General features: G+C 74.1%; 16 protein-coding genes. 11 read left to right on the plus strand and 5 right to left on the minus strand.

The window, feature by feature from the left end; translation table 11 throughout:
- Positions 1–162: 162 nt before the first annotated feature.
- Positions 163–2,346, minus strand: a complete 2,184-nt coding sequence (locus ACFYYT_RS01815) for a SpoIIE family protein phosphatase (RefSeq protein ID WP_351824825.1) — start codon at positions 2,344–2,346, stop codon at positions 163–165.
- Positions 2,347–2,506: 160 nt separating this feature from the next.
- On the opposite strand from ACFYYT_RS01815, the gene ACFYYT_RS01820 reads away from it, so the two are divergent.
- Positions 2,507–3,241 (plus strand): class I SAM-dependent methyltransferase, encoded by a 735-nt coding sequence (locus ACFYYT_RS01820; protein WP_351824822.1) that lies wholly within the window; start codon positions 2,507–2,509, stop codon positions 3,239–3,241.
- Here the strand turns inward: ACFYYT_RS01820 and ACFYYT_RS01825 are convergent.
- Entirely contained in the window at positions 3,238–4,137 is a 900-nt protein-coding gene (locus ACFYYT_RS01825) for an alpha/beta hydrolase (protein ID WP_351824819.1), read from the minus strand. The two genes, ACFYYT_RS01820 and ACFYYT_RS01825, sit on opposite strands and share 4 nt — an antisense overlap.
- Before the next feature lie 246 nt (positions 4,138–4,383).
- Here ACFYYT_RS01825 and tdh point away from each other — a divergent pair, with 246 nt between their 5' ends.
- The 3 genes from tdh to ACFYYT_RS01840 all read left to right on the plus strand — a co-directional run bounded on the left by tdh (position 4,384) and on the right by ACFYYT_RS01840 (position 7,693).
- On the plus strand, positions 4,384–5,412 hold the full coding sequence (tdh, locus tag ACFYYT_RS01830; RefSeq protein ID WP_351824816.1) for an L-threonine 3-dehydrogenase: 1,029 nt from the start codon (positions 4,384–4,386) through the stop codon (positions 5,410–5,412).
- A gap of 145 nt (positions 5,413–5,557) precedes the next feature.
- Positions 5,558–6,766: a glycine C-acetyltransferase gene (locus ACFYYT_RS01835; protein ID WP_351824813.1), complete on the plus strand. Its 1,209-nt coding sequence runs from the start codon at positions 5,558–5,560 to the stop codon at positions 6,764–6,766.
- Positions 6,767–6,778: 12 nt separating this feature from the next.
- The gene (locus ACFYYT_RS01840; RefSeq protein ID WP_351824810.1) at positions 6,779–7,693 is read left to right on the plus strand and encodes a LysR substrate-binding domain-containing protein; all 915 of its coding nucleotides are present in this window, start codon (positions 6,779–6,781) and stop codon (positions 7,691–7,693) included.
- A gap of 30 nt (positions 7,694–7,723) precedes the next feature.
- On the opposite strand, the gene ACFYYT_RS01845 is transcribed toward ACFYYT_RS01840, so the two are convergent.
- Both ACFYYT_RS01845 and ACFYYT_RS01850 read right to left on the minus strand, forming a co-directional pair.
- Positions 7,724–8,758: an LAETG motif-containing sortase-dependent surface protein gene (locus tag ACFYYT_RS01845; protein WP_351824807.1), complete on the minus strand. Its 1,035-nt coding sequence runs from the start codon at positions 8,756–8,758 to the stop codon at positions 7,724–7,726.
- Positions 8,759–9,110: 352 nt separating this feature from the next.
- The gene (locus ACFYYT_RS01850) at positions 9,111–9,890 is read right to left on the minus strand and encodes a DeoR/GlpR family DNA-binding transcription regulator (protein WP_351824804.1); all 780 of its coding nucleotides are present in this window, start codon (positions 9,888–9,890) and stop codon (positions 9,111–9,113) included.
- Between the two features lie 144 nt (positions 9,891–10,034).
- On the opposite strand from ACFYYT_RS01850, the gene ACFYYT_RS01855 reads away from it, so the two are divergent.
- From ACFYYT_RS01855 to ACFYYT_RS01885, 7 genes are all read left to right on the plus strand, one after another.
- Entirely contained in the window at positions 10,035–10,937 is a 903-nt protein-coding gene (locus ACFYYT_RS01855) for an SIS domain-containing protein (RefSeq protein ID WP_351824801.1), read from the plus strand.
- Entirely contained in the window at positions 10,934–11,770 is an 837-nt protein-coding gene (locus tag ACFYYT_RS01860) for a class II fructose-bisphosphate aldolase (RefSeq protein ID WP_351824798.1), read from the plus strand. The genes ACFYYT_RS01855 and ACFYYT_RS01860 overlap by 4 nt, the downstream gene beginning before the upstream one ends.
- A 174-nt stretch (positions 11,771–11,944) precedes the next feature.
- On the plus strand, positions 11,945–13,135 hold the full coding sequence (locus ACFYYT_RS01865) for an acyl-CoA dehydrogenase family protein (protein WP_351824795.1): 1,191 nt from the start codon (positions 11,945–11,947) through the stop codon (positions 13,133–13,135).
- 136 nt (positions 13,136–13,271) lie between these two features.
- Positions 13,272–14,000: a WHG domain-containing protein gene (locus tag ACFYYT_RS01870; protein ID WP_351824792.1), complete on the plus strand. Its 729-nt coding sequence runs from the start codon at positions 13,272–13,274 to the stop codon at positions 13,998–14,000.
- Positions 14,001–14,042: 42 nt separating this feature from the next.
- The gene (locus tag ACFYYT_RS01875; protein ID WP_351824789.1) at positions 14,043–15,203 is read left to right on the plus strand and encodes an MAB_1171c family putative transporter; all 1,161 of its coding nucleotides are present in this window, start codon (positions 14,043–14,045) and stop codon (positions 15,201–15,203) included.
- Between the two features lie 314 nt (positions 15,204–15,517).
- Entirely contained in the window at positions 15,518–15,958 is a 441-nt protein-coding gene (locus ACFYYT_RS01880) for a helix-turn-helix transcriptional regulator (protein ID WP_362126076.1), read from the plus strand.
- Positions 15,955–16,521: a toxin gene (locus tag ACFYYT_RS01885; protein WP_351830313.1), complete on the plus strand. Its 567-nt coding sequence runs from the start codon at positions 15,955–15,957 to the stop codon at positions 16,519–16,521. The genes ACFYYT_RS01880 and ACFYYT_RS01885 overlap by 4 nt, the downstream gene beginning before the upstream one ends.
- Positions 16,522–16,531: 10 nt before the next feature.
- Here ACFYYT_RS01885 and ACFYYT_RS01890 read toward each other — a convergent pair whose 3' ends face one another.
- Positions 16,532–20,005, minus strand: coding sequence for an aminotransferase class I/II-fold pyridoxal phosphate-dependent enzyme (locus ACFYYT_RS01890; RefSeq protein ID WP_388606892.1), 3,474 nt, complete (start codon positions 20,003–20,005; stop codon positions 16,532–16,534).
- Positions 20,006–20,036 lie beyond the last annotated feature (31 nt).

The raw sequence follows: 20,036 nt of genomic DNA on the forward strand, positions 1-20,036 counted from the left end.
GCGCGGGGGTGCGGGAACCGCAGCCCCGGCCCGATGAATTTCCTTCCGCTTTGCTGGATCGATGCGCACCGTCAGCCGTTCCGTGGCCGCTCCGGAGTCGCGGGGGTGCCGGGCCGCCCGGCCCGGCCATGATCCGCCGGGCCAGGGCCGCGGGACACCCCTCTACGGATGCCCGCCCGTGCGGGTGGCGAGCAACAGGGCGATGTCGTCGGGGCGGTCGGCGGTGCCGCCCGCCTCGGCGACCAGCCGGTCGGCCGTCTCCGTCAGCGGGGACGGCCGGGCCGCCGCCAGCGCCGCCCGCAGCCGCTCGACCCCCTCGTCGATGTCCGTCCCCGGCGTCTCCACCAGCCCGTCGGTGTAGAGGGCGAGCACCGCGCCCCGCTCCAGGTGCAGCTCGGTGACCGGGTAGTCGCCGCCCCCGTCGATGCCCAGCACCAGGCCGCCGGGCAGGTCCAGCACCTCGGTGCGGCCGCCGGGATGGCGCAGCAGCGGCTGCGGATGGCCGGCGCGGACGGCGAGGGCGCGGCCGGAGTCCGGGTCGAGCTCGATGTAGCAGCAACTGGCGAACTGGCCCGGGTCCAGGTCGATCAGCAGCTCGTTCGTCATCCGGACCACCTCGTCGGGGGTGTTGCCGCTCAGCGCGAAGGCCCGTACGGCGCTGCGGAGCTGGCCCATCGTCGCGGCCGCCGCGACCCCGTGGCCCTGGACGTCCCCGATGACCAGCGCCAGCAGTCCGGCGCGCGTCGCGATCACGTCGTACCAGTCCCCGCCGACGTCCATGCCGAGCGTCCCGGGCAGGTACCGGCCCACCGTGTCCACGTGCTCCAGGACCGGCAGCCGGTGCGGCAGCAGGGCCGACTGGAGGCCCCGGGCGAGCGCCGCCTCGCTGTCGTAGCGCCGCGCCCGCTCCAGGGCCTGCCCGATCAGGCCGGCGAGCGCGGTGAGCACCGTACGCTCCTCCGGGCTGAAGTCGCGCGGAGTGTCGAAGCCGAGGATGCAGGAGCCCACGGGCCGGCCGGAGGCGATCAGCGGCAGGAAGGCGCGGGCGCCGACGTCGGTGTCGAGCGGGATGCCCGGATAGGCGGCGGCGAGGTGCCCCATCGACTCGAAGAACAGCGGCCGGCCCGAGGTCAGGGTCTCCACGCCGGGCAGCCGCACGTCCAGCGACACCCCGTCGAAACGGTCGAGGAACCCCTTCGGGAAGCCGGTCTCCCAGGCCAGGTGCAGGTGCCGCTCGTTCAATACGTAGATCGCCAGCTGGCGGCCCCCGAACGCGGGCAGCAGTTCCTCGGTGACCACCGCCGACACCTGGCGGGCGGTCACCGCCTCCGTCAGGGCGATGGCGAGCGCCACCGGCCGGTACAGGGCCGAGGCCCGGTCGGCGGACGGGCCGGGACCGCGATCCGGCCGGGCCGCCGTACCGGGCGCGTACGCGGGCCCCTCGGCGGCGTCGATGGTCACCGTCACCCCGTCGGGCCCGGGGTACAGGCCCACCCCCACCCAGTCCCCGTCCGGTCCCGGGCCGCGCCGGGCCGGGAACCGCACCGGTACGGGGGACAGGAACACCCCCCGGAAGTGGTCCGCGTAGGCGGGGTGTCCCAGCCAGGGCAGCGCCTCCCAGAGCATCCGGCCGCGCGGCGGGGGCGCGCCGGGGGCCAGGAGCTCCCGGGCGGCGGAGTTGACGAAGCCGATCCTGCCCGCCCGGTCCACGGCCACCACGGCCTGCGCCAGCCGGTCCACGGCCTCCCGGGCGCCCCCGCCGGGAGGGGGACGGGACGGGGTGATGTCGACCGGGTCGCCGTCCCACCGCACGGGGTCCCCGGAAGCCGCCGTCAGGGCGGCCAGCTCGGCCGCGAGGCCGTCGGCGCAGGCGCGCAGCCGCTCCCGGTCGACGGCCGCCACCGGGATTCCGGGGGTGGCCGGGCGCAGCACGAACAGCACGCCGAACCGCTCCCGGCCCGCGGCGACCGGTTCGTACAGCGAGGCGAAGGTGAAGGGCAGCCCGGCCATCAGCTGGGGGAAGCGGCGCATGGCCGCCTCCTCGTCCGGGAGGTGCACGGACTGGCCGGAGCGGTGGGCCTCGGCGACCGGGTAGGGGCGGTGCACCTGCATCCGCCACCACGGCTGGAACAGCCGCCCCGGCATCCCCGTGGCCACCGCCAGTCGCAGCAGGTCCGGCGTTGCACAGCGCAGGTACACGCCGCCCGCGTACCCGCCGAGGGCCTCGACGGCGCTCGCGGTCGCCCGCGCGAGCACCCGGGCCGTGGCGTCGTCGGGGGCGTGGCCGCCGCCGTCCGGTCTCGCCGTCACACAGCAAGGATGCGCCCTCGGCGGCGGCCGCTGCATCCCGGCACCGGTACCGGCCCGGCCGGGTACCGGCACCGGCCCGGCACCGGTCCGGCCGGGACCCGTACGCCGCAGGCGCTGACCCGAACGCCTCCCCCGTGCGGGGGACGCGCCCCGCACCGGGCCGTCCCGCGCGCCGCCACCGGGGAGGCATGCCGGCATGCACCAGCCCTCCGACACCACGTCCACGCACCCGGCGCCCCGGGCGGCCTTCACCGCGGCCGACGCCTACACGCTGCGCACCGCACTCGATGCCCTGGGCGGGGTCCGTGACCTCGACACCCTCGACGTGGCCTGCGGACACGGCGGCACCGCCGCGCTGCTCGCGAACGGCGGGGCCCGGCGCACCGTCGGCGTCGACAGCTGCCCCGAGCGGCTGCGCCGGGCCGAGGCGGCCGCCTCCGGGGCGGCGCCCGGCGCCGTCCGCGTCGAGTACGTCCTCGCCGACGCGGCGGCCATGCCCCAGCTGGGCCCCTTCGACGTGGCCACCGCCGTGTACCTGTTCAGCCACGCACCCGACCGGGAGGCCCTGCACGCGATGTTCCGCGGCATCCGCGCCAACCTGCGGCCCGGCGGGCGCCTGCTGACCCTGGTGCGCAACCCGGGCGGCTTCCCCCACGTCGACTGGTCCCCGTACGGGATGCGGATCCTCGACCGGCTGCCGGACGGCGACGCACCGCTGCTGAAGGCCCAGTTCCTGACCGAGCCCCCGCAGCACTTCGAGTACCGCGAATGGGCGCACGCCGACTTCGCCGAGGCCGCCGTCGACGCGGGCTTCACCACCGTCGGCTGGCAGCCCAGCCGCACGCCGCCCGCCGACCGGGCGCGCGACGAGGCGTACTGGAGCGCCTACCGCGCCTGGCCGGTCAGCTCGCTCATGACCTGTACGGCCTAGGACTCGGGCGGGTCGGCCGTCGTGGCCCTGATCAGTTCGACGATGCGGTCCCGGGCGGAGCGGCCCTCGGGGACCGGGAGCAGCGGGTACAGGTGGGGCAGGCCCGGCTCCTCGTGCCAGTCCACCCCGACCCCGGCCGCGCGGGCCCGGGCCAGCAGCTCCCGGCTGTCGGTGCTGAGCAGGTCCCGGGTGCCCGTGAACACCGTCAGCGGCGCCAGCCCCTCGAAGGAGCCGTGCAGGGGGCTCACCCGGGGGTCGTCGGCGGCGAGGTTGCCCGCGTACAGCCGGCCCGCCTCGGCCAGGCCCGGCCGGGCCAGTACCGGGTCGGCGGCCTCGATCGCCGCCTGGTCCGGGTGGCTCATGCTGACGTCCAGCCAGGGGGAGATCAGCACGATCCGGGACGGCTGGGCCCCGGTGCGCTCGCGCAGCCGCTGCGCGGCGGCCAGCGCCAGCCCGGCCCCGGCGGAGTCGCCGAGCAGTACGGTGCCGCCCGCGCCGCCGCCCGCGATCAGGCCGCTCAGCAGGTCGGCGGCGACCGGAACCGTACGGTCGGCGGTCCCGCGCGGCGCCAGGATGTACGCGGGGACGACGACCCGGGCGCGCGCCCGGGTCACCAGGGTCCGGATCAGCGACCAGTGCGGCCGGGCCAGTTCGTTGACGAACGCGCCGCCGTGTACGTACAGCACGCGCGCCAGGGGCTCCGCGCCCCGCGGGCAGACGTCGTACACGGGCCATGCTCCGACGAAGGTCCGCGACACGTCGGCGACCCGCCCCAGCGAGCGCGGCGGCAGGTGCGAGGCGGGCCGGCGGGCCGACTCGGCCACCTTGGCCCGGACCGCTTCCGCCGTCGCGAACCGTCTTCGGCGCCCCGTGGCGACCAGTGCGGCCGCAAGCACTCTGCTGCGCAGACTCGGCACGGCCCTCACCTCCCCTTTTTCCCCGGACCGGGACATTCCGCCGGATGCTCCCCCGGGCCCCGTCCCCCTCACTGGAGGAGCATAGGCGTGAAGCTGCGCTGTCGGCCCGCTTAAGAAAGTCTCGATGGACTGATCACCGCGCTGATCGGCAGATTGGTGCACGTCACCCACGCCACCCGCGCACCAGCGCGCACGGCGCCCCCTCGCATGCCTGGAGCCACCCCCATGAAGGCACTCGTCAAGCACAAGGCCGAGCCCGGGCTGTGGCTCATGGACGTTCCCGAGCCCGAGTACGGCGCCGGCGACGTGCTGATCAAGGTGCTGCGCACCGGCATCTGCGGGACCGACCTGCACATCCGTGCCTGGGACGGCTGGGCGCAGGGCGCGGTCAAGACCCCCCTCGTCCTCGGCCACGAGTTCGTCGGCGAGGTCGCCGCGCTCGGCGCGGACGTCCGCGACATCGAGATCGGCGCCCTGGTCAGCGGCGAGGGCCACCTGGTGTGCGGCAAGTGCCGCAACTGCCTGGCCGGCCGGCGCCACCTGTGCCGCAGCACCATCGGGCTCGGCGTCGGCCGCGACGGCGCCTTCGCCGAGTACGTGGTCCTGCCCGCGCAGAACGTGTGGGTGCACCGCACGGCGGTGGACCTGGACGTCGCGGCGATCTTCGACCCCTTCGGCAACGCCGTGCACACCGCCCTGTCCTTCCCGCTGGTCGGCGAGGACGTCCTGATCACCGGCGCGGGCCCGATCGGCATCATGGCCGCAGCCGTCGCCCGGCACGCCGGCGCGCGCAACGTCGTGATCACCGACGTCAGCCCGGAGCGGCTGGACATCGCCCGCAAGGCGGGCGCCACCCTCGCGGTCAACGTCGCCGAATCCTCCATCGCCGAGGCGCAGGCGCAGCTGGGCCTGCGCGAGGGCTTCGACATCGGCCTGGAGATGTCCGGCCGGGGCGAGGCGATGCGCGACATGATCGACAACATGACGCACGGCGGCCGGATCGCCATGCTGGGCCTGCCGGCCCAGGAGTTCCCGGTGGACTGGGCGAAGGTCGTCACCTCGATGATCACCATCAAGGGGATCTACGGCCGCGAGATGTTCGAGACCTGGTACGCGATGACCGTGCTCCTGGAGGGCGGGCTCGACCTGTCCCCGGTCATCACCGGCCGCTACTCGCACCGCGACTTCGAGGCAGCCTTCGACGAGGCGTCCACCGCCCGCAGCGGCAAGATCATCCTGGACTGGACGGCGTAACACTGCCGTCTGCCGTCTGCCGTCTGCCGTCTGCCGCCAGCCGTCAGCCGTCAGCCGTCCGCACAGAACCATCTCCCTCCGGCCGGGCCCCGCACCCCCCTCCGCGGGGCCCGGCCCCCTTCGTCACAAGGAGAAACCGAAGCCCATGTTCGAGTCCGTCCGCGAAGACCTCCGCGCCACCCTCGACGAGATCCGCGCCGCGGGCCTGCACAAGCCCGAGCGCGTCATCGGCACCCCGCAGAACGCCGCCGTCGCGGTCACCTCGGGCGGCGCCCCGGGCGAGGTCCTCAACTTCTGCGCCAACAACTACCTCGGGCTGGCCGACCACCCCGAGGTAGTCGCCGCCGCGAAGGACGCCCTCGACCGCTGGGGCTACGGCATGGCCTCCGTCCGCTTCATCTGCGGCACCCAGGAGGTACACAAGGAGCTGGAGGCGCGGCTGTCGTCCTTCCTCGGCCAGGAGGACACGATCCTCTACTCCTCGTGCTTCGACGCCAACGGCGGTGTCTTCGAGACCCTGCTCGGCGCCGAGGACGCGGTGATCTCCGACGCCCTCAACCACGCCTCGATCATCGACGGCATCCGGCTGTCCAAGGCCCGCCGCCTGCGCTACGCCAACCGCGACATGGCCGAGCTGGAGACCCGCCTCAAGGAGGCCACCGAGGGCGGTGCCCGCCGCAAGCTGATCGTCACCGACGGCGTGTTCTCCATGGACGGCTACGTGGCCCCGCTCGCCGAGATCTGCGACCTGGCGGACCGCTACGACGCGATGGTCATGGTCGACGACTCGCACGCCGTCGGCTTCGTCGGCCCCGGCGGCCGCGGCACCCCGGAACTGCACGGGGTCATGGACCGCGTCGACATCATCACCGGCACCCTCGGCAAGGCCCTCGGCGGCGCCTCCGGCGGCTACGTCGCGGCCCGCGCCGAGATCGTCGAGCTGCTGCGCCAGCGCTCGCGCCCGTACCTCTTCTCCAACTCCCTCGCCCCGGTGATCGCGGCCGCCTCCCTGAAGGTCCTCGACCTGCTGGAGTCCGCCGACGACCTGCGCGAGCGGCTGGCGGCCAACACCGCGCTCTTCCGCTCCGCGATGACGGCCGCGGGCTTCGAGATCCTGCCCGGCGACCACGCCATCGCCCCCGTCATGATCGGCGACGCCGCCGAGGCCGCGAAGATGGCCGAGCTGCTGCTGGAGCGCGGCGTGTACGTGATCGGCTTCTCGTACCCGGTCGTGCCGATGGGCGCGGCGCGGATCCGCGTCCAGCTCTCGGCGGCCCACTCCACGGCCGACGTGGAGCGCGCGGTGGCGGCCTTCGTCGACGCCCGCGCGGCGCTCGGCGCGTCCGCCGGCTGAGACAATGGAGGGGTGATCGACCCCCGCCGGCTGCGCATCCTGCGGGCCGTGGCGGACCACCGTACGGTGACCGCCGCGGCCGCAGCCCTCTACCTCACCCCCTCCGCCGTGTCCCAGCAGCTAGCCGCTCTGGAGCAGGAGACCGGCCATGCCCTGCTGACCCGCAGCGGCCGGGGCGTACGGCTCACCGCGGCCGGAGAGATCCTGCTGGGCCACACCCACGAGGTGCTGGCCCAGCTGGAGCGGGCCGAGGCCGAACTCGCCGCGTACGCGGGCGGATCGGCGGGCGAGGTCACGGTGGCCGCCTTCGCGACCGGCATCGCCGAGGTCCTCGCCCCGGCCATCTCCCGGCTGGCCCTGGACCACCCGGGCATCCGCCTGCGGGTCCGCGACGCCGAGGGGGACCAGAGCCTGCCGATGCTGCTGGACGGCGAAGCCGACGTGGCCCTGGCCGTCGAGTACCGGGGCGGGCCGGGCGCGGACGACGCCCGGCTGTCGGTGCTCCCGCTCTACGCGGAACCCTTCGACGCGGTCCTGCCCGCGGGGCACCCGCTCGCCGATCTCCCGGCCGTGGCGCTGGCGGACCTGTCGGAGGCGGAGTGGGTGGGCCAGTACCCGGGCAACCCGTGCCACGACGTGACCCTGCTGGCCTGTGAACTGGCGGGCTTCCAGCCGCGCTTCGCGCATTCCTCCGACGACTTCCGGGCCGTGACCGCCCTGGTGGGCGCGGGCGCCGGAGTGGCCCTCGTACCGCGATCGGCGCTGCGCGGCATGGACCTCAAGGAGGTCCGGGTCCGTCCGGTGACCGGGCCCGCCGCCACCCGCAGGGTCTTCGCCGCCACCCGTCGCGGCGCCGAGGCGCACCCGCTGATCGCCCCGGTGCTGGCGGCGCTGTCCCGCGAGGCGGAACGGGTCCCGGCCCACTGAAGGCCCCCGTCCGCCCCGCGCGGACGGCGCTTAGGAGGTGGCCCTGCGGCGGCGCACCAGGAAGACGGCGCCGGCTCCGGCGACCACGGCCGCGCCACCGACGGCGGCGACGGCGGGGAGCGTGGAGGAGGAGCCGGTCTCGGCGAGGTGTCCGCTGACCGGCAGTTCGGCGCGGCCGCCCTGCGGTGCGGGCTGGTGCCCGCCGTCACCCTTGGGGTCCGGCCGCCCCGGCGTACCGGGCTTGGCGGGCTTGCCCTTGGCGTCGTCGACACCGCCGGGCTTGGTGCCGGGGGCCAGGACGGTGAAGTCGAACTGGCTGATGCCGTCGAAACCGCACTGGCCGTCGTCCCCGTAGGAGTGGCCGATGGTGAAGAAGTACCCGGTACCGGGCGTGGCCTTGTCGCCGATCTTGATGCGCATGCGCGCGTCCGCGTACTCGCCGGGCTTCAGCTTCTTGGCCGTGGCGAACCCGTCGTTGTCGAAGACGCCCGCGCCCTCGCCCTCGATCGGCTTCCACTGGCCGCTGCCCGGGTTGAACCACTCGACGGTGACGGCCAGTTGCGCGACGTCGTCCAGCTTCGGGTCGGCGGTGCCGAGCCAGATGGAGACGTCCGTCTCCATCACCGTCGTCTTCGACACGTTCGAGACGCGGTACGTGAACTCGTGCCAGCCCGAGCCGGCCACGATCTTGCCGGGCAGGCCGCGCAGCGAGGTCTTGCCGCGCTCCTCGTCGGGGATGCCGGAGCAGAAGGCGGGGCGGGAGTACGAGGGCGACGGCGTGGCCGAGGGGGTGCCCGAGGCGGTGCCCGACGGGGAGGTGACCGGCTTCGTCGAGGCGACCGGCTTGGCGGAGCCGTCCGAGCCGCCGGCCGTGCCCGCGCCGGTGTCCGGCCGGGACGGGTTCGGGGTCGGGGCCGGGGTGACGCCCACCGGGGCGGAGGGCGCCACAGAGGTGCTCGGCGAAGGGGTGACCCCGTTCGCGTGGGCGGCCGGCGCGGCGAGCAGGGCCACGGGTCCGACGGCGGCCATGACGGCGGTGGTGGCCAGGAGGCGGTGCAGCTTCATGGGGTCCTTCGGGTCGGTGCGCGGGCCGCCGGCGCGAAGGTTCCACCCGGCACGGCGGTCCATGGTCGTCCGGTTGACCGGGACGACCGCCGGAAGGTTGTGGCATGCACACAGTTCGTGATCATGGTCACAACGGCGGTGGCCGGGGCCTGCGGTGGGGGAGACGACCGTCCGCATCCGCGAGAGCGCACACCGCCCCTCCCCATCGCCCCCGCCGCCTGGACGCCCCCGCGCCTGCGCCGCACACCGTGCCCCGACGCCCCCCTGGTGAGCCCGTGAACCCCGCGCCCCCCACAGCCCCTGCGCCCTGCGGGCCCCGCAGGCCCCGCGGCCCCGAGGGCTCGGGGGGCCGTCAGACGCGGAGGACCTCGACGCCCGCCGTGCGGAAGGCGTCCGCGTCCGCGTCCGGGAAGGCCGTGTCCGTCACCAGTACGTCGACCTCGGACGTGGCGCAGATCCGGGCGAAGGCGCGGACGCCGAGCTTGCTGGAGTCGGCGGCGATGACCACCCGGCGGGCGCGTTCGCACAGGAGGCGGTTCATCGCGGCCTCGTCCTCGTGCCGGGTGGCCGCGCCGTCGGCCGGGTCGAAGGCGTCCACGCCGAGGACGGCGGTGTCCATCGCGAGCTGCCCGAGGACCTGCTGGGCCAGGGGTCCGGTCAGCTCGTAGGACTGGGGGCGGGCCACCCCGCCCGTCAGGACGATCTTGAACTGCGGCCGGATCACCAGCTCACCGGCGATGTTCAGCGCGTTGGTCACCACGGTCAGCGCGGGCGAGCCGACGGCCAGGTCCGCGCGGGCCGCGAGCGCGCGGGCCACCTCGGTCGTCGTGGTGCCGCCGGTCAGGCCGATGACCTCGCCCGGGGCGATCAGCGCCGCCACCGCCTCGCTGATCCGCCGCTTCTCCGCGGCACGGCGTGAGGTGCGGTAGCGCAGGGGGAGTTCGTACGAGACCCCGTGCGGGACGGCCCCGCCGCGCGTGCGGACCAGCAGCTGCTGTTCGGCGAGCTGGTCGAGGTCGCGGCGGATGGTCGCGGCGGACACACCGAGGACCTCGGCGGCCGGCTCCACCTCCACCCCGCCCCGCTCCACGAGCAGGTCCAGCAGCCGTTGCCAGCGTTCCTTGCGGGTCATGGCGCCCCTCCCGTGTGCTTCCCGGGACGCTTGCCCGGCCCCGCCGTCGAGATTAACCCAGCCGATCACCCCGTGGATGCTTGAAGTTGCGTGAAACGGCCCGCTACCTTGCAGGAACACGCACCCAACGCGCAGGGAGCCCGCATGAGTCACGTCGCGTACGAGTTGGCCACGCAGCCCGAGAGCTGGGAACGGGCCGCCGAACTGGCCCCCGTACACCGGGCGGTGCTGCCGAGGCCGGGGGAGCGTACCGCGATCGTCGGGTGCGGTACCTCGTACTTCATGGCACAGGCCGCCGCCGCCCTGCGCGAGGAGGCCGGACAGGGCGAGACCGACGCCTTCCCCGCCTCGGAGTTCCCCCACCACCGCCGCTACGACCGGGTCGTGGCCCTCACCCGCTCCGGGACCACCACCGAGGTGCTCGACCTGCTGGCCGGCCTGCGGGAGGCCGGGGTCGCGACCACCGCCGTCATCGGCGACCCCGACACCCCGGTGACGACCCTCGCCAACGAGCTCGTCGTACTGGACTTCGCCGACGAGCGCTCCGTCGTCCAGACCCGGTTCGCCACCACCGCCCTCACCCTGCTGCGCGCCCACGTCGGCGCGCACACCCCGGCCGCGGTCGCCGACGCCCGCGCCGCCCTCGCCGAGCCGCTGCCCACCGGGCTGGAGGGCCTGGGGCAGTTCACCTTCCTCGGCCGGGGCTGGAGCGTCGGCCTGGCCAACGAGGCCGCCCTGAAGATGCGCGAGGCCTCCCTCTCCTGGGCCGAGGCCTACCCCGCCATGGAGTACCGGCACGGACCGGTGAGCGTCACCGGCCCCGGCTCGGTGACCTGGTCGCTGGGCGGGACCCCCGAGGGGATCGCCGAACAGGTGCTCGGCACCGGCGCGCGGTGGGTCGACGGCACGCTCGACCCGCTCGCCGAGCTGGTCCGCGTCCACCGGCTGGCCGTCGCCGTCGCCGTCCACCGCGAGCTGGACCCGGACGCGCCCCGCAACCTCACCCGCTCGGTGATCCTCACCACCGGCGAGGGGGCGGTCCGATGAGCCTCGCCCGCGCCGGGGAACTCGTCGCGGCGGCGGCCTCCGCCGGCCGCGCCATTGCCGCCTTCAACATCATCACGCTGGAGCACGCCGAAGCCGTGGTCGAGGGCGCCGAGCGCACCGGACTGCCCGTCATCCTCCAGCTCAGCGAGAACGCCGTGAAGTTCCGCGGCGGCGCCCTGCTGCCCATCTCCCGGGCCGCCGCCGCCTGCGCCGAGGCCGCCGCGGTGCCCGTCGGACTGCACCTGGACCACGTCAAGAGCGCCGACCTGCTGCGGCAGGCCGTGGACGCCGGTTTCGGTTCCGTGATGTACGACGCCGCGCACCTGCCCTACGCCGAGAACCTGGAGGCGACCCGTTCCGCCGCCGACTGGGCGCACGCCAACGGCCTCTGGATCGAGGCCGAGCTGGGCGAGGTCGGTGGGAAGAACGGCACCGCCCCGCTGGATCCGCACGCTCCGGGCGCCCGTACCGACCCGGACGAGGCGCGCCGGTTCGTCGCCGACTCCGGGGTGGACGCCCTCGCCGTGGCCATCGGCAGCAGCCACGCGATGACCAGCCGCACCGCCGCCCTGGACCACGCGCTGCTGGCGCGGCTCGCCAAGACGGTGGACGTCCCGCTGGTCCTGCACGGCTCCTCCGGGCTCCCGGACGAGGAGCTGGCGGCCGCCGTCGCCGGCGGCATCCGCAAGGTCAACATCGGCACCGCCCTCAACGTGGCCATGACCGGGGCCATCCGCACCCACCTCACCGCGGCCGACCCCCGCCCCTACCTGACCGCCGCCCGCGCGGCGATGGCGGCCACGGCCGCCGCCATGCTCAGCGCCCTGAACTGAGCACCACGCACCGCGCCGACGGCGACGGCGGGCGCACCGGAGCTCCCGCTCGGCGGGCGGGCCACGATCCGGTCCGCCCGCCCCGCCGCGGCCCTTCCCGATTCTTGCAACAGGTTCTACTCTGACCGCCGCCACCACAGCGACCGGCTGGACCGCGAGACTCCCGGAGGGGCCGTGCACCTCGAATACACGCCTGAGCAGCAGCGGTTGCGCACCGAACTGCGCGCCTACTTCGCCGAGCTCGTGCCTCGGGACGTCTACGCCCGCTACGAGGACCCGGTCGCGCAGAAGCGCTTCTACCGGGAGACGATCCGCCGCCTCGGCGCCGACGGCTGGCTGGGGGTCGGCTGGCCGAAGGAGTACGGCGGCCGCGGGATGTCGCCCATGGACCAGTTCATCTTCTTCGACGAGGCCGCCCAGGCCGTCGTCCCGTTGCCGCTGATGGCGCTGAACACCGTCGGTCCGACCCTCATGCAGTTCGGCACGGACGAGCAGAAGGCGTACTTCCTCCCGCGCATCCTCGCCGGGGAGATCGACTTCGCCATCGGCTACAGCGAGCCCGACGCCGGCACCGACCTCGCCGCCCTCAAGTGCAAGGCCGTCCGCGAGGGCGACGAGGAGAGCGGCACCTACGTGGTCAACGGGCAGAAGATCTGGACCACCAACGGCGACACCGCCGACTGGGTCTGGCTCGCCGTCCGCACCGACCCGGACGCCCCCGCGCACAAGGGCATCACCATGCTCCTGGTGGAGACCTCCGACCCCGGCTACTCCTGCACCCTCATCAACACCCTCGCCTCGCACGACACGACCGCCAGCTACTACGAGGACATCCGCGTCCCCGCGAGCCGCCGTGTCGGGCAGGAGAACAAGGGCTGGCGGCTGATCACCAACCAGCTCAACCACGAGCGCGTCACCTTGGCCGCCCACGGCACGATGGCCATCCGCGCCCTCCACGACGTCCAGCGGTGGGCCGCCGAGACCAAGCTGGCCGACGGCCGCCGCGTCATCGACCTGTCCTGGGTCCGCGGCCGCCTCGCCCGCACCCACACCCGCCTCGACGCGATGAAGCTGCTCAACTGGCAGATGGTGAACGCCGTCCAGTCCGGCACCCTCACCCCGCAGGACGCCTCCGCCGTCAAGGTCTACGGCTCCGAGGCGCGCCGGGACGCGTACGCCTGGCTCATGGAAGTGGTCGGCGCGGCCGGCTCCCTGAAGGACGGCTCGGCGGGCGCGGTCCTGCACGGCGAACTGGAACGCGGCTACCGCAGCGCGGTGATCTTCACCTTCGGCGGCGGCAACAACGAGATCCAGCGCGAGATCATCTCCTGGATCGGCCTCGGCATGCCCCGGGTCCGCCGCTGAGGAGGGCCCCGCCCCTTCGCTGACGAGGGGTCGGTTCCCTCCCCGCGCGGCGCGTTCTGTGAGGGAACGCGGCGGGTTCAGGACGGGTTGGGGGAGGGGCCCCGGGGGCGTGGTCGCGGACGGGTACGGTTTGGCCATGGATGTTTCCGGAACCAGCGCTACCAGGGAGGCCGTCAAGGCCGCCGCGCGCCAACTGCTCGTGAAGTCGGGTGCCGCCGGGCTGTCCCCTCAAGCCGTGGCCACCGAGGGCGGCTTCGCCGCCGCCGACGTGGCGGCCGTCTTCCCGCACCGGGACGACCTGCTGACCGCGCTGATCGTCGACGCCTACGACGACTCGGCCGCCGCGATGGAGCGCGCCGACGGGGAAGCCCTGGCGGCCGGAGCCACGGCCGGCGCGCGCCTCCTCGCGGTGACGCGCGCGCTGCGGGCGTGGTCCTTCGCCCACACCGCCGAGTTCACGCTGATCTACGGCTCGCCCGTACCCGGCTACCACGCCCCGCAGGACACCGTCCCGCCCGCCTCGCGGACCCCCGCGGTGCTCGCCGGCATCGTACGGGCCGCACTGGAGGCCGGTGAGCTCACCCCGCCCCGGCGGACGCGGTCCGGCCCGCCGCTGCTGCGGCCGGAGGCCGTGGAACTCTTCGGCGGCGTGCCCGGTGCCCCGTTCCCGGACCTCATCGAGCGCGGCATCGTCCTGTGGAGCGGGCTCATCGGACTCCTGGTCTTCCAGGTCTTCAGCCGCACCCACGACAGCGTCCTCGACGAGTCCGCCCACTTCGACTTCGCCGTCGCCGTGACGGCCGAGGGGATCGGGCTCGACGTCCCCCTCTCCCCGGACCGGACCCCCACCACCCACACCGACTAAGAACCGTCCGCCGCGCGAGCGGCGCCGACGGGGAACCAGGCCGTGAACACCACCAGAACCCTCTGCTTCGTCATCGCGGCGCTCTCGTCGTACGCCGCGCTCTTCTACCGGCTCAGCCAGGTCCGGCGCAGCTGGCGCGACAGCGCCTACCGCACGCTCGTGATCACCCTGCTGCTCCAGTGCCTCACCTTCACGATGGGGGCCGTCGCGATGAGCGGCGACACCTTCCTGGGCGTGGGCAACCTCGCCATCCTGGTGATGCACGTGGCGGCGGTCGCCTTCTGCGTGAGCGCCCAGATCATCCTGCTGCGCTGGGCCACCGCCACCGAGAAGACGGTGCGCCAGGCCCGCTACTGGCTGATCACCGGGATCGTCGTCTGCGCGCTGCTGATCGCGCTGTTCCTCGTCGCGGACGGCCCCGGCCGGCCCGCGACGGACTTCAACACGGGCAGCGGTCAGCCGCTGGTCCTGCTCTACCTCCTGGTCTTCATCGTGTCCCAGGCGGTTCCGTGCGTCACCATCTTCCGCCAGTGCGGCCCCTACGCCCGGATGACGGACAAGGCTTCGCTGCGGCAGGCGCTGCGGATGCTCTCCGTCGCCGCGGTGGTGCTGTTCCTCTACTGCACCTGCCGGACGGTGAACATCCTGACCGCCGCCGCCGGGATCGACATCGGCGCCTGGACGGTCGCCGCCTCGGTCTTCAGCGCGGCGGGCATCGTCACGCTCTCGCTCAGCCTGACCATCTCCGCCTGGGAGGGCCCGGTCGGCCGGCTCACGGACTGGGCGCGGAGCTACCGCTCGTACCGGGCGCTGTACCCGCTCTGGCGGGACCTGTACGAGTCCTCCCCGGACATCGTCCTGGAGCCGCCGGGTTCCGCCTCGGTCTCCGACCTGAACTACCGGCTGCACCGGCGGGTCATCGAGATACGCGACGGGTGGCGGGACCTGCGTCCCTACATCGACCGCACCGCCCCACACGGCGGTGGGGCCACGGATGCCGGGGCGGGCGAGGAGTACCGGCAGGCGTTCGCCGAAGCGGCGCAGATCAGGCAGGCGCTGGACGCGAAGAGGGCGGGCACGATCCCCGACCACAACAAGGACGCCGGGGACTTCGACGACCGGGACCCGGACAACTTCACGGCGGAGGTGGCCTGGCTCACCAAGGTCGCGTCCGTCTACCGCAAGCTCGGAAAAGCCAGTTGAACTCCCGCCCGGCCTGCCCCCGTCAGGCCGGGCGGGTTTTTCGTGCACCCCCCGTGCATCCCCCGTACACCCGCCTGTACATCCCCCGTGGCGAGTGCGCCGCCCGGCCCGGCCTTCATCCCCCGAAGGCCGGCCCGGACCGGACCGATGTGACCGGCAGTCAACTCGGCTACCCCCGTAAGCGAAGTTAACTGGCAGCTATCGGCGAGGTCCACGGTGGCGGAATCTCAGCAGATTGTCAACTGACGGCTAATCTGCAAAACTGTGAAATAGCTGAGGGCAATGCCGAGGAGGTGGAGGAAGGGAGATTCGCAGTGTCCGAGCCTGACGACCGGCCCGTACTGGCAGTGCGTCTGGACAACCTTTTCAAGACGGTTCGTCCCAAGGGCAAGCACTGGACCAACGCCGAAGTGGCGGAGGAACTGAAACGGGTCAACCCCGAACTCAAGGCCGGCGGCGTCTACCTGTCGCAGTTGCGGACGGGCAAGCGCTCCAACCCGTCACCGGACCTGCTGGCCGCCCTGGCGCGCTTCTTCGGCGTCTCGGTCGCCTACTTCTTCGACGACAAGGTCGCCGAGTCCGTGCTGAGCGAGGTCGCCGCCATCGAGGCGCTGCGACAGGCCGGGGTCCGCTCCGTGGCCATGCGCGCGGCCGGGATGAAGAAGGAGAACCTCCAGGCCATCACCGCGATCATGGACCAGTACCGGCAGCTCCAGGGCCTCCCGCCGGTCACCGATACCGCGGAACCCGAGTGAGGTTCGCCGGGAAGGGACGCTCCGCCGACCAGGACCGGCGCAACCAGCTGAAGAAGCTCCGCAAGGACGGCGTACGGCGGCTCGCCGCGCTGGACCTGCCGGAGGGGGCCGACGTCGCCGAACTCTGCCGCTACCTCGGCGAGGTCCGCGAGCGGCCCATCACGCTGGTCCCGATGCAGATGCCCGCCTCGCAGCCCTGCGGCATGTGGGTGGCGGCGCGCGACGAGGACCTGATCTTCTACGACGCCAACACCACCAGCGCGCATCAGGAGCACATCATCTTGCACGAGCTGGGCCACATCATCTGCTGCCACCGGGGAGCGGGCTGGCTGGACGAGGCGAGCGCCCGCTTCCTCTTCCCCAATCTCGACCCCGATCTGGTGCGCGACATGCTCCTGCGCGCGACCTACGACGACGTGCAGGAACAGGAGGCGGAGGTCATCGCCTACCTCCTGTCCCAGCGGCTCGGCAGCGCCGCCGCCGAAGGGCCCGGTACGGAACCGGACGGCGCGGCGCCCGGCAGGACCGACACGCTCAGCCGGATCGAACGGACCCTGTTCTGACGTGGGTTCCTTATCCTCCGGCCCCGCCGGCGGCCGCCACCTCCTCGGCCAGGACCGACACCGCGCGCCGTACGTCCTCCTCGCGGTGCTCGCTGGTGAGGAAGAACCGCAGCCGCGACAGGCCCTCCTCCACCGCCGGGTGGAAGATCGGATCGGCGACGACACCGCGCGCGAAGAGCCGGTCCGCGACGCGCAGGGTCTTCGCCGAGTCGCCCAGGACACAGGGCACGATCGGCGTGCCGGCGCTGGAGCCCGTGGCCAGACCGGCCGAGGCGGCCAGCGAGAGGAAGAGCTCCGCGTTGCGCCGCAGCGTACGCACCCGTTCCGGCTCGCCGAGGATCAGCTCGGTCGCGGCCAGCGCCGCCGCCGCGTTGGCGGGGGTCAGGCCGACGCTGTAGACGAAGCCGGGCAGCGTGTGGCGCAGCCACCGCACCATGCGGGCCGAACCGCCCAGGTAGCCGCCGCAACTGGCGAACGCCTTGGACAGGGTGCCCATCCACAGGTCCACCCCGGAGCGGTCCACGCCGAAGAACTCGCCGACGCCGCGGCCGCGTTCGCCCACGGTGCCGATGCTGTGCGCCTCGTCGATCATCAGCAGCGCACCGTAACGCTTCTTCAGCTCGATCACGGCGGGCAGGTCCACGAGGTCGCCGTCCATGCTGTACGCGCCCTCGACGACGATCAGCACCCGGCGGAACCGCGGCCGGTTGACCCGCAGGAGGTGCTCCAGCCGGTCCGTGTCGTTGTGCGCGAACGGGCGCCGCGCCGCCCCGGACAGGGCGCAGCCCTGGAGGATGCTGTCGTGCGCGAGCGCGTCGTGCAGCACCAGGTCCCCGGCGCCGACGACGTGCCCGATGGCGGTGACGTTCGTGGCGTGGCCGCTCACCAGCGTCAGGCAGTCCGCCACGCCGAGGAACCCGGCGAGGGCCCGCTCCAGCCGTACGGTCAGCTCCCGTTCGCCGGAGAGCACCCGGCTCGCGGAGACCGAGGTCCCGTACCGGTCCAGCGCCCGGTGGGCGGCCTCGGTCACCGCCGGATGCCCGGAGAGCCCGAGGTAGTTGTAGCTGCCGAAGGACAGGTACCCGCGGTCGCCGATCACCGTCGTGTCGCGGATGGTGCCCTGGTGGACGCGGAAGTACGGGAAGTCCGCGCCGCTGGCGACGATCGCGCCGAGCCGCTCCTCGAACTGCCCGACCTCCGGGAACTCCTCCACGGAGGCCGAGGCGGGGTCCCACTCCTCCCGGCGCGGCCGGGGCAGTGGGCCGCCCGGTTCCGGCGGGCCGGTCATGTGGGCTCCGACCAGGGCGATGAGCTGCTCGATGGTCAGGCCGGGGCTGAACACCTCCTCGGTGGAGAACCCGCTCACCCGCCGGCCGATGACCACGTCCAGCTCCTGGAGCATCAGGGAGTCGAAGCCGAGGTCGGCGACCAGGGTCATCCGCGCGTTCAGGTCGGACAGCGGGAAGACACCGGTGCGCGAGACCGCTTCGAAGACGACGGAAGCGGCCGAGGCGTCGTAGGCGGCGGCCGGATCGGCCACCGGGGCGACGTCCGGACCGGCGTTCCGCGCCACCGAGGGCTCCGGGGGCTCCGCCCGCGCCGCTTGTTCCGGCCCCGGCCCCGGCCCCGGCCCCGCCCCGTCCCCGGCGTCGCGGGCCGACTCGTCGACCACCCAGTGGTGGCGGGGGGCCAGCGGACTGGGCGGCAGCGTGTACGGAGGGGTCCGCTCCATCAGCGGACGCAGGCCCGGGCCGGTCACCGCGCGCACCGCGAGGGCGGCCAGGGCGGTCTCCCGCTCCCCGGGCGGCAGCGATCCGGCCGCCGGTACGGGGACCACGGGAACTTCGGCGGCCCGGCCCGCGTCGGCGGCGCCCACCGCCTGCCCGGGCCCGACCTCCCCGGTGCGGCCGGCCGTCACGGCGCCGGCCGCGGCGGTCAGCCGGGCGACGGCCTCGTCGGTGTCCCGCGCCACCACGGCGAGCCGCTGGGCGAGGGGGGTGCGGCGGGCCAGGGTGGCCGCCACTGCGGCCACCGGCAGCCCGTCGAGGGCGATGGTGTCGGCCAGCTCCCGCGCGTGGCGGGCGAGTCCGGCCCGGTCGCGGGCGCTCAGCACCAGCAGCTGCGCTTCCCCGTCCGGTGCCGGTGCCGGAGCGGCGAGCGCGGGGCCCTGTTCGACCACCAGGTGGACGCCGGTGCCGCCGAAGCCGAAGGCGCTGACCCCGGCCCGGCGCGGCCGTCCCGAGTCCGGCCAGGGGACCGGCGCGGTGGGGATCGTCAGCCGCGCGGCGGCGAGCCCGGCGGGCTCGGCCCGCTCGAAGTCCGGCTGCGGAGGTATGACGCCCCGGTGCACGGCCAGCACGGACTTGACGAGCCCGGCTATCCCCGCGGCGTTCAGCGCGTGCCCCACCACGGCCTTCACGGCGCCCAGATAGGCGGGCGCGCCGTCCTCGCCGCGCAGTTCGCGCAGGACGCCCACCTCCACCGGGTCGCCGACCCGCGTCCCGGTGCCGTGCGCCTCCAGGTAGTCCACCGCGTCCGGCGCCAGGCCGGCGTCGCGGTACGCCCGGCGCAGCGCGCGCAGCTGACCCGCGGCCTGCGGGTGCATACCGCCCTGTACGGTCCCGTCGTTGGCCGTTCCCACGCCGCGTATCACCGCGTAGACGCGGTCGCCCGCCGCGAGCGCGTCGGACAGCGGGCGCAGCACCAGCACGCCGGCCCCCTCGCCCAGGACGAATCCGTCCGCCTGCGCCCCGAAGGGCAGGCACCGGCCGCTGCGCGAGACGGCGCCGATCCGGCTCAGCCCCACCAGCAGGTCCGGGGTGAGGACCAGCTGGGCGCCGCCCGCGAGCGCGATGCGGGTGCGGCCCGCGCGCAGCGCGAAGACGGCGTTGGCCACGGCCATCAGGCCGCCCGAGCACGCCGCGTCCAGCGCGTAGCTCTCGCCGTGCAGGTCGAAGACGGAACTGATGGTGTTGGGGCCCATGTTGAGCAGGAGTCCGGCGACGGACGTGCCGTGCATGCCGTCGACCGCGCGGACGGTGTCCGCCCACCGGGGGTCGGCCGGCCGGGCCCCGAACTCGCCTCCGGCCAGCTGGCGCATCCGGACCTGCAGGGTGCTCAGCCCGCGGTAGCCGCTTTCGGTGAGCGAGGTGATCACCGAGGTCTCCTCGCGGTCGAAGCCCTCCGCCTCCCAGCCCGCGTCCTGGACGGCCTCCCGGGCGAGGTCCACCAGCAGCCGGTGCTGCGGATCCATCGACCGGGCCCGGCGCGGCGGGATGCCGTAGTGCGCCGCGTCGAAGTGCCCGACGTCGGGCAGCAGCGCCATGGTGTCGGTGTAGGTCGCCGCCGTGTCGCGCAGGCTGTCGGACAGGAAGTTCGCGGCGCGCCACCGGGAGTCGGGAATGGGGGCGAACTGCGGAACCGGGTCCGTCAGGAGCCGCCAGTAGCCGTTCACGTCCCGTGCGCCCGGGAACCGGCAGGCCATGCCCACGATCGCGACGTCATCGCGCCGCGCG

Origin of the sequence: Streptomyces sp. NPDC002032 (genome assembly GCF_042890765.1) — a bacterium.
Classification (GTDB): domain Bacteria; phylum Actinomycetota; class Actinomycetes; order Streptomycetales; family Streptomycetaceae; genus Streptomyces.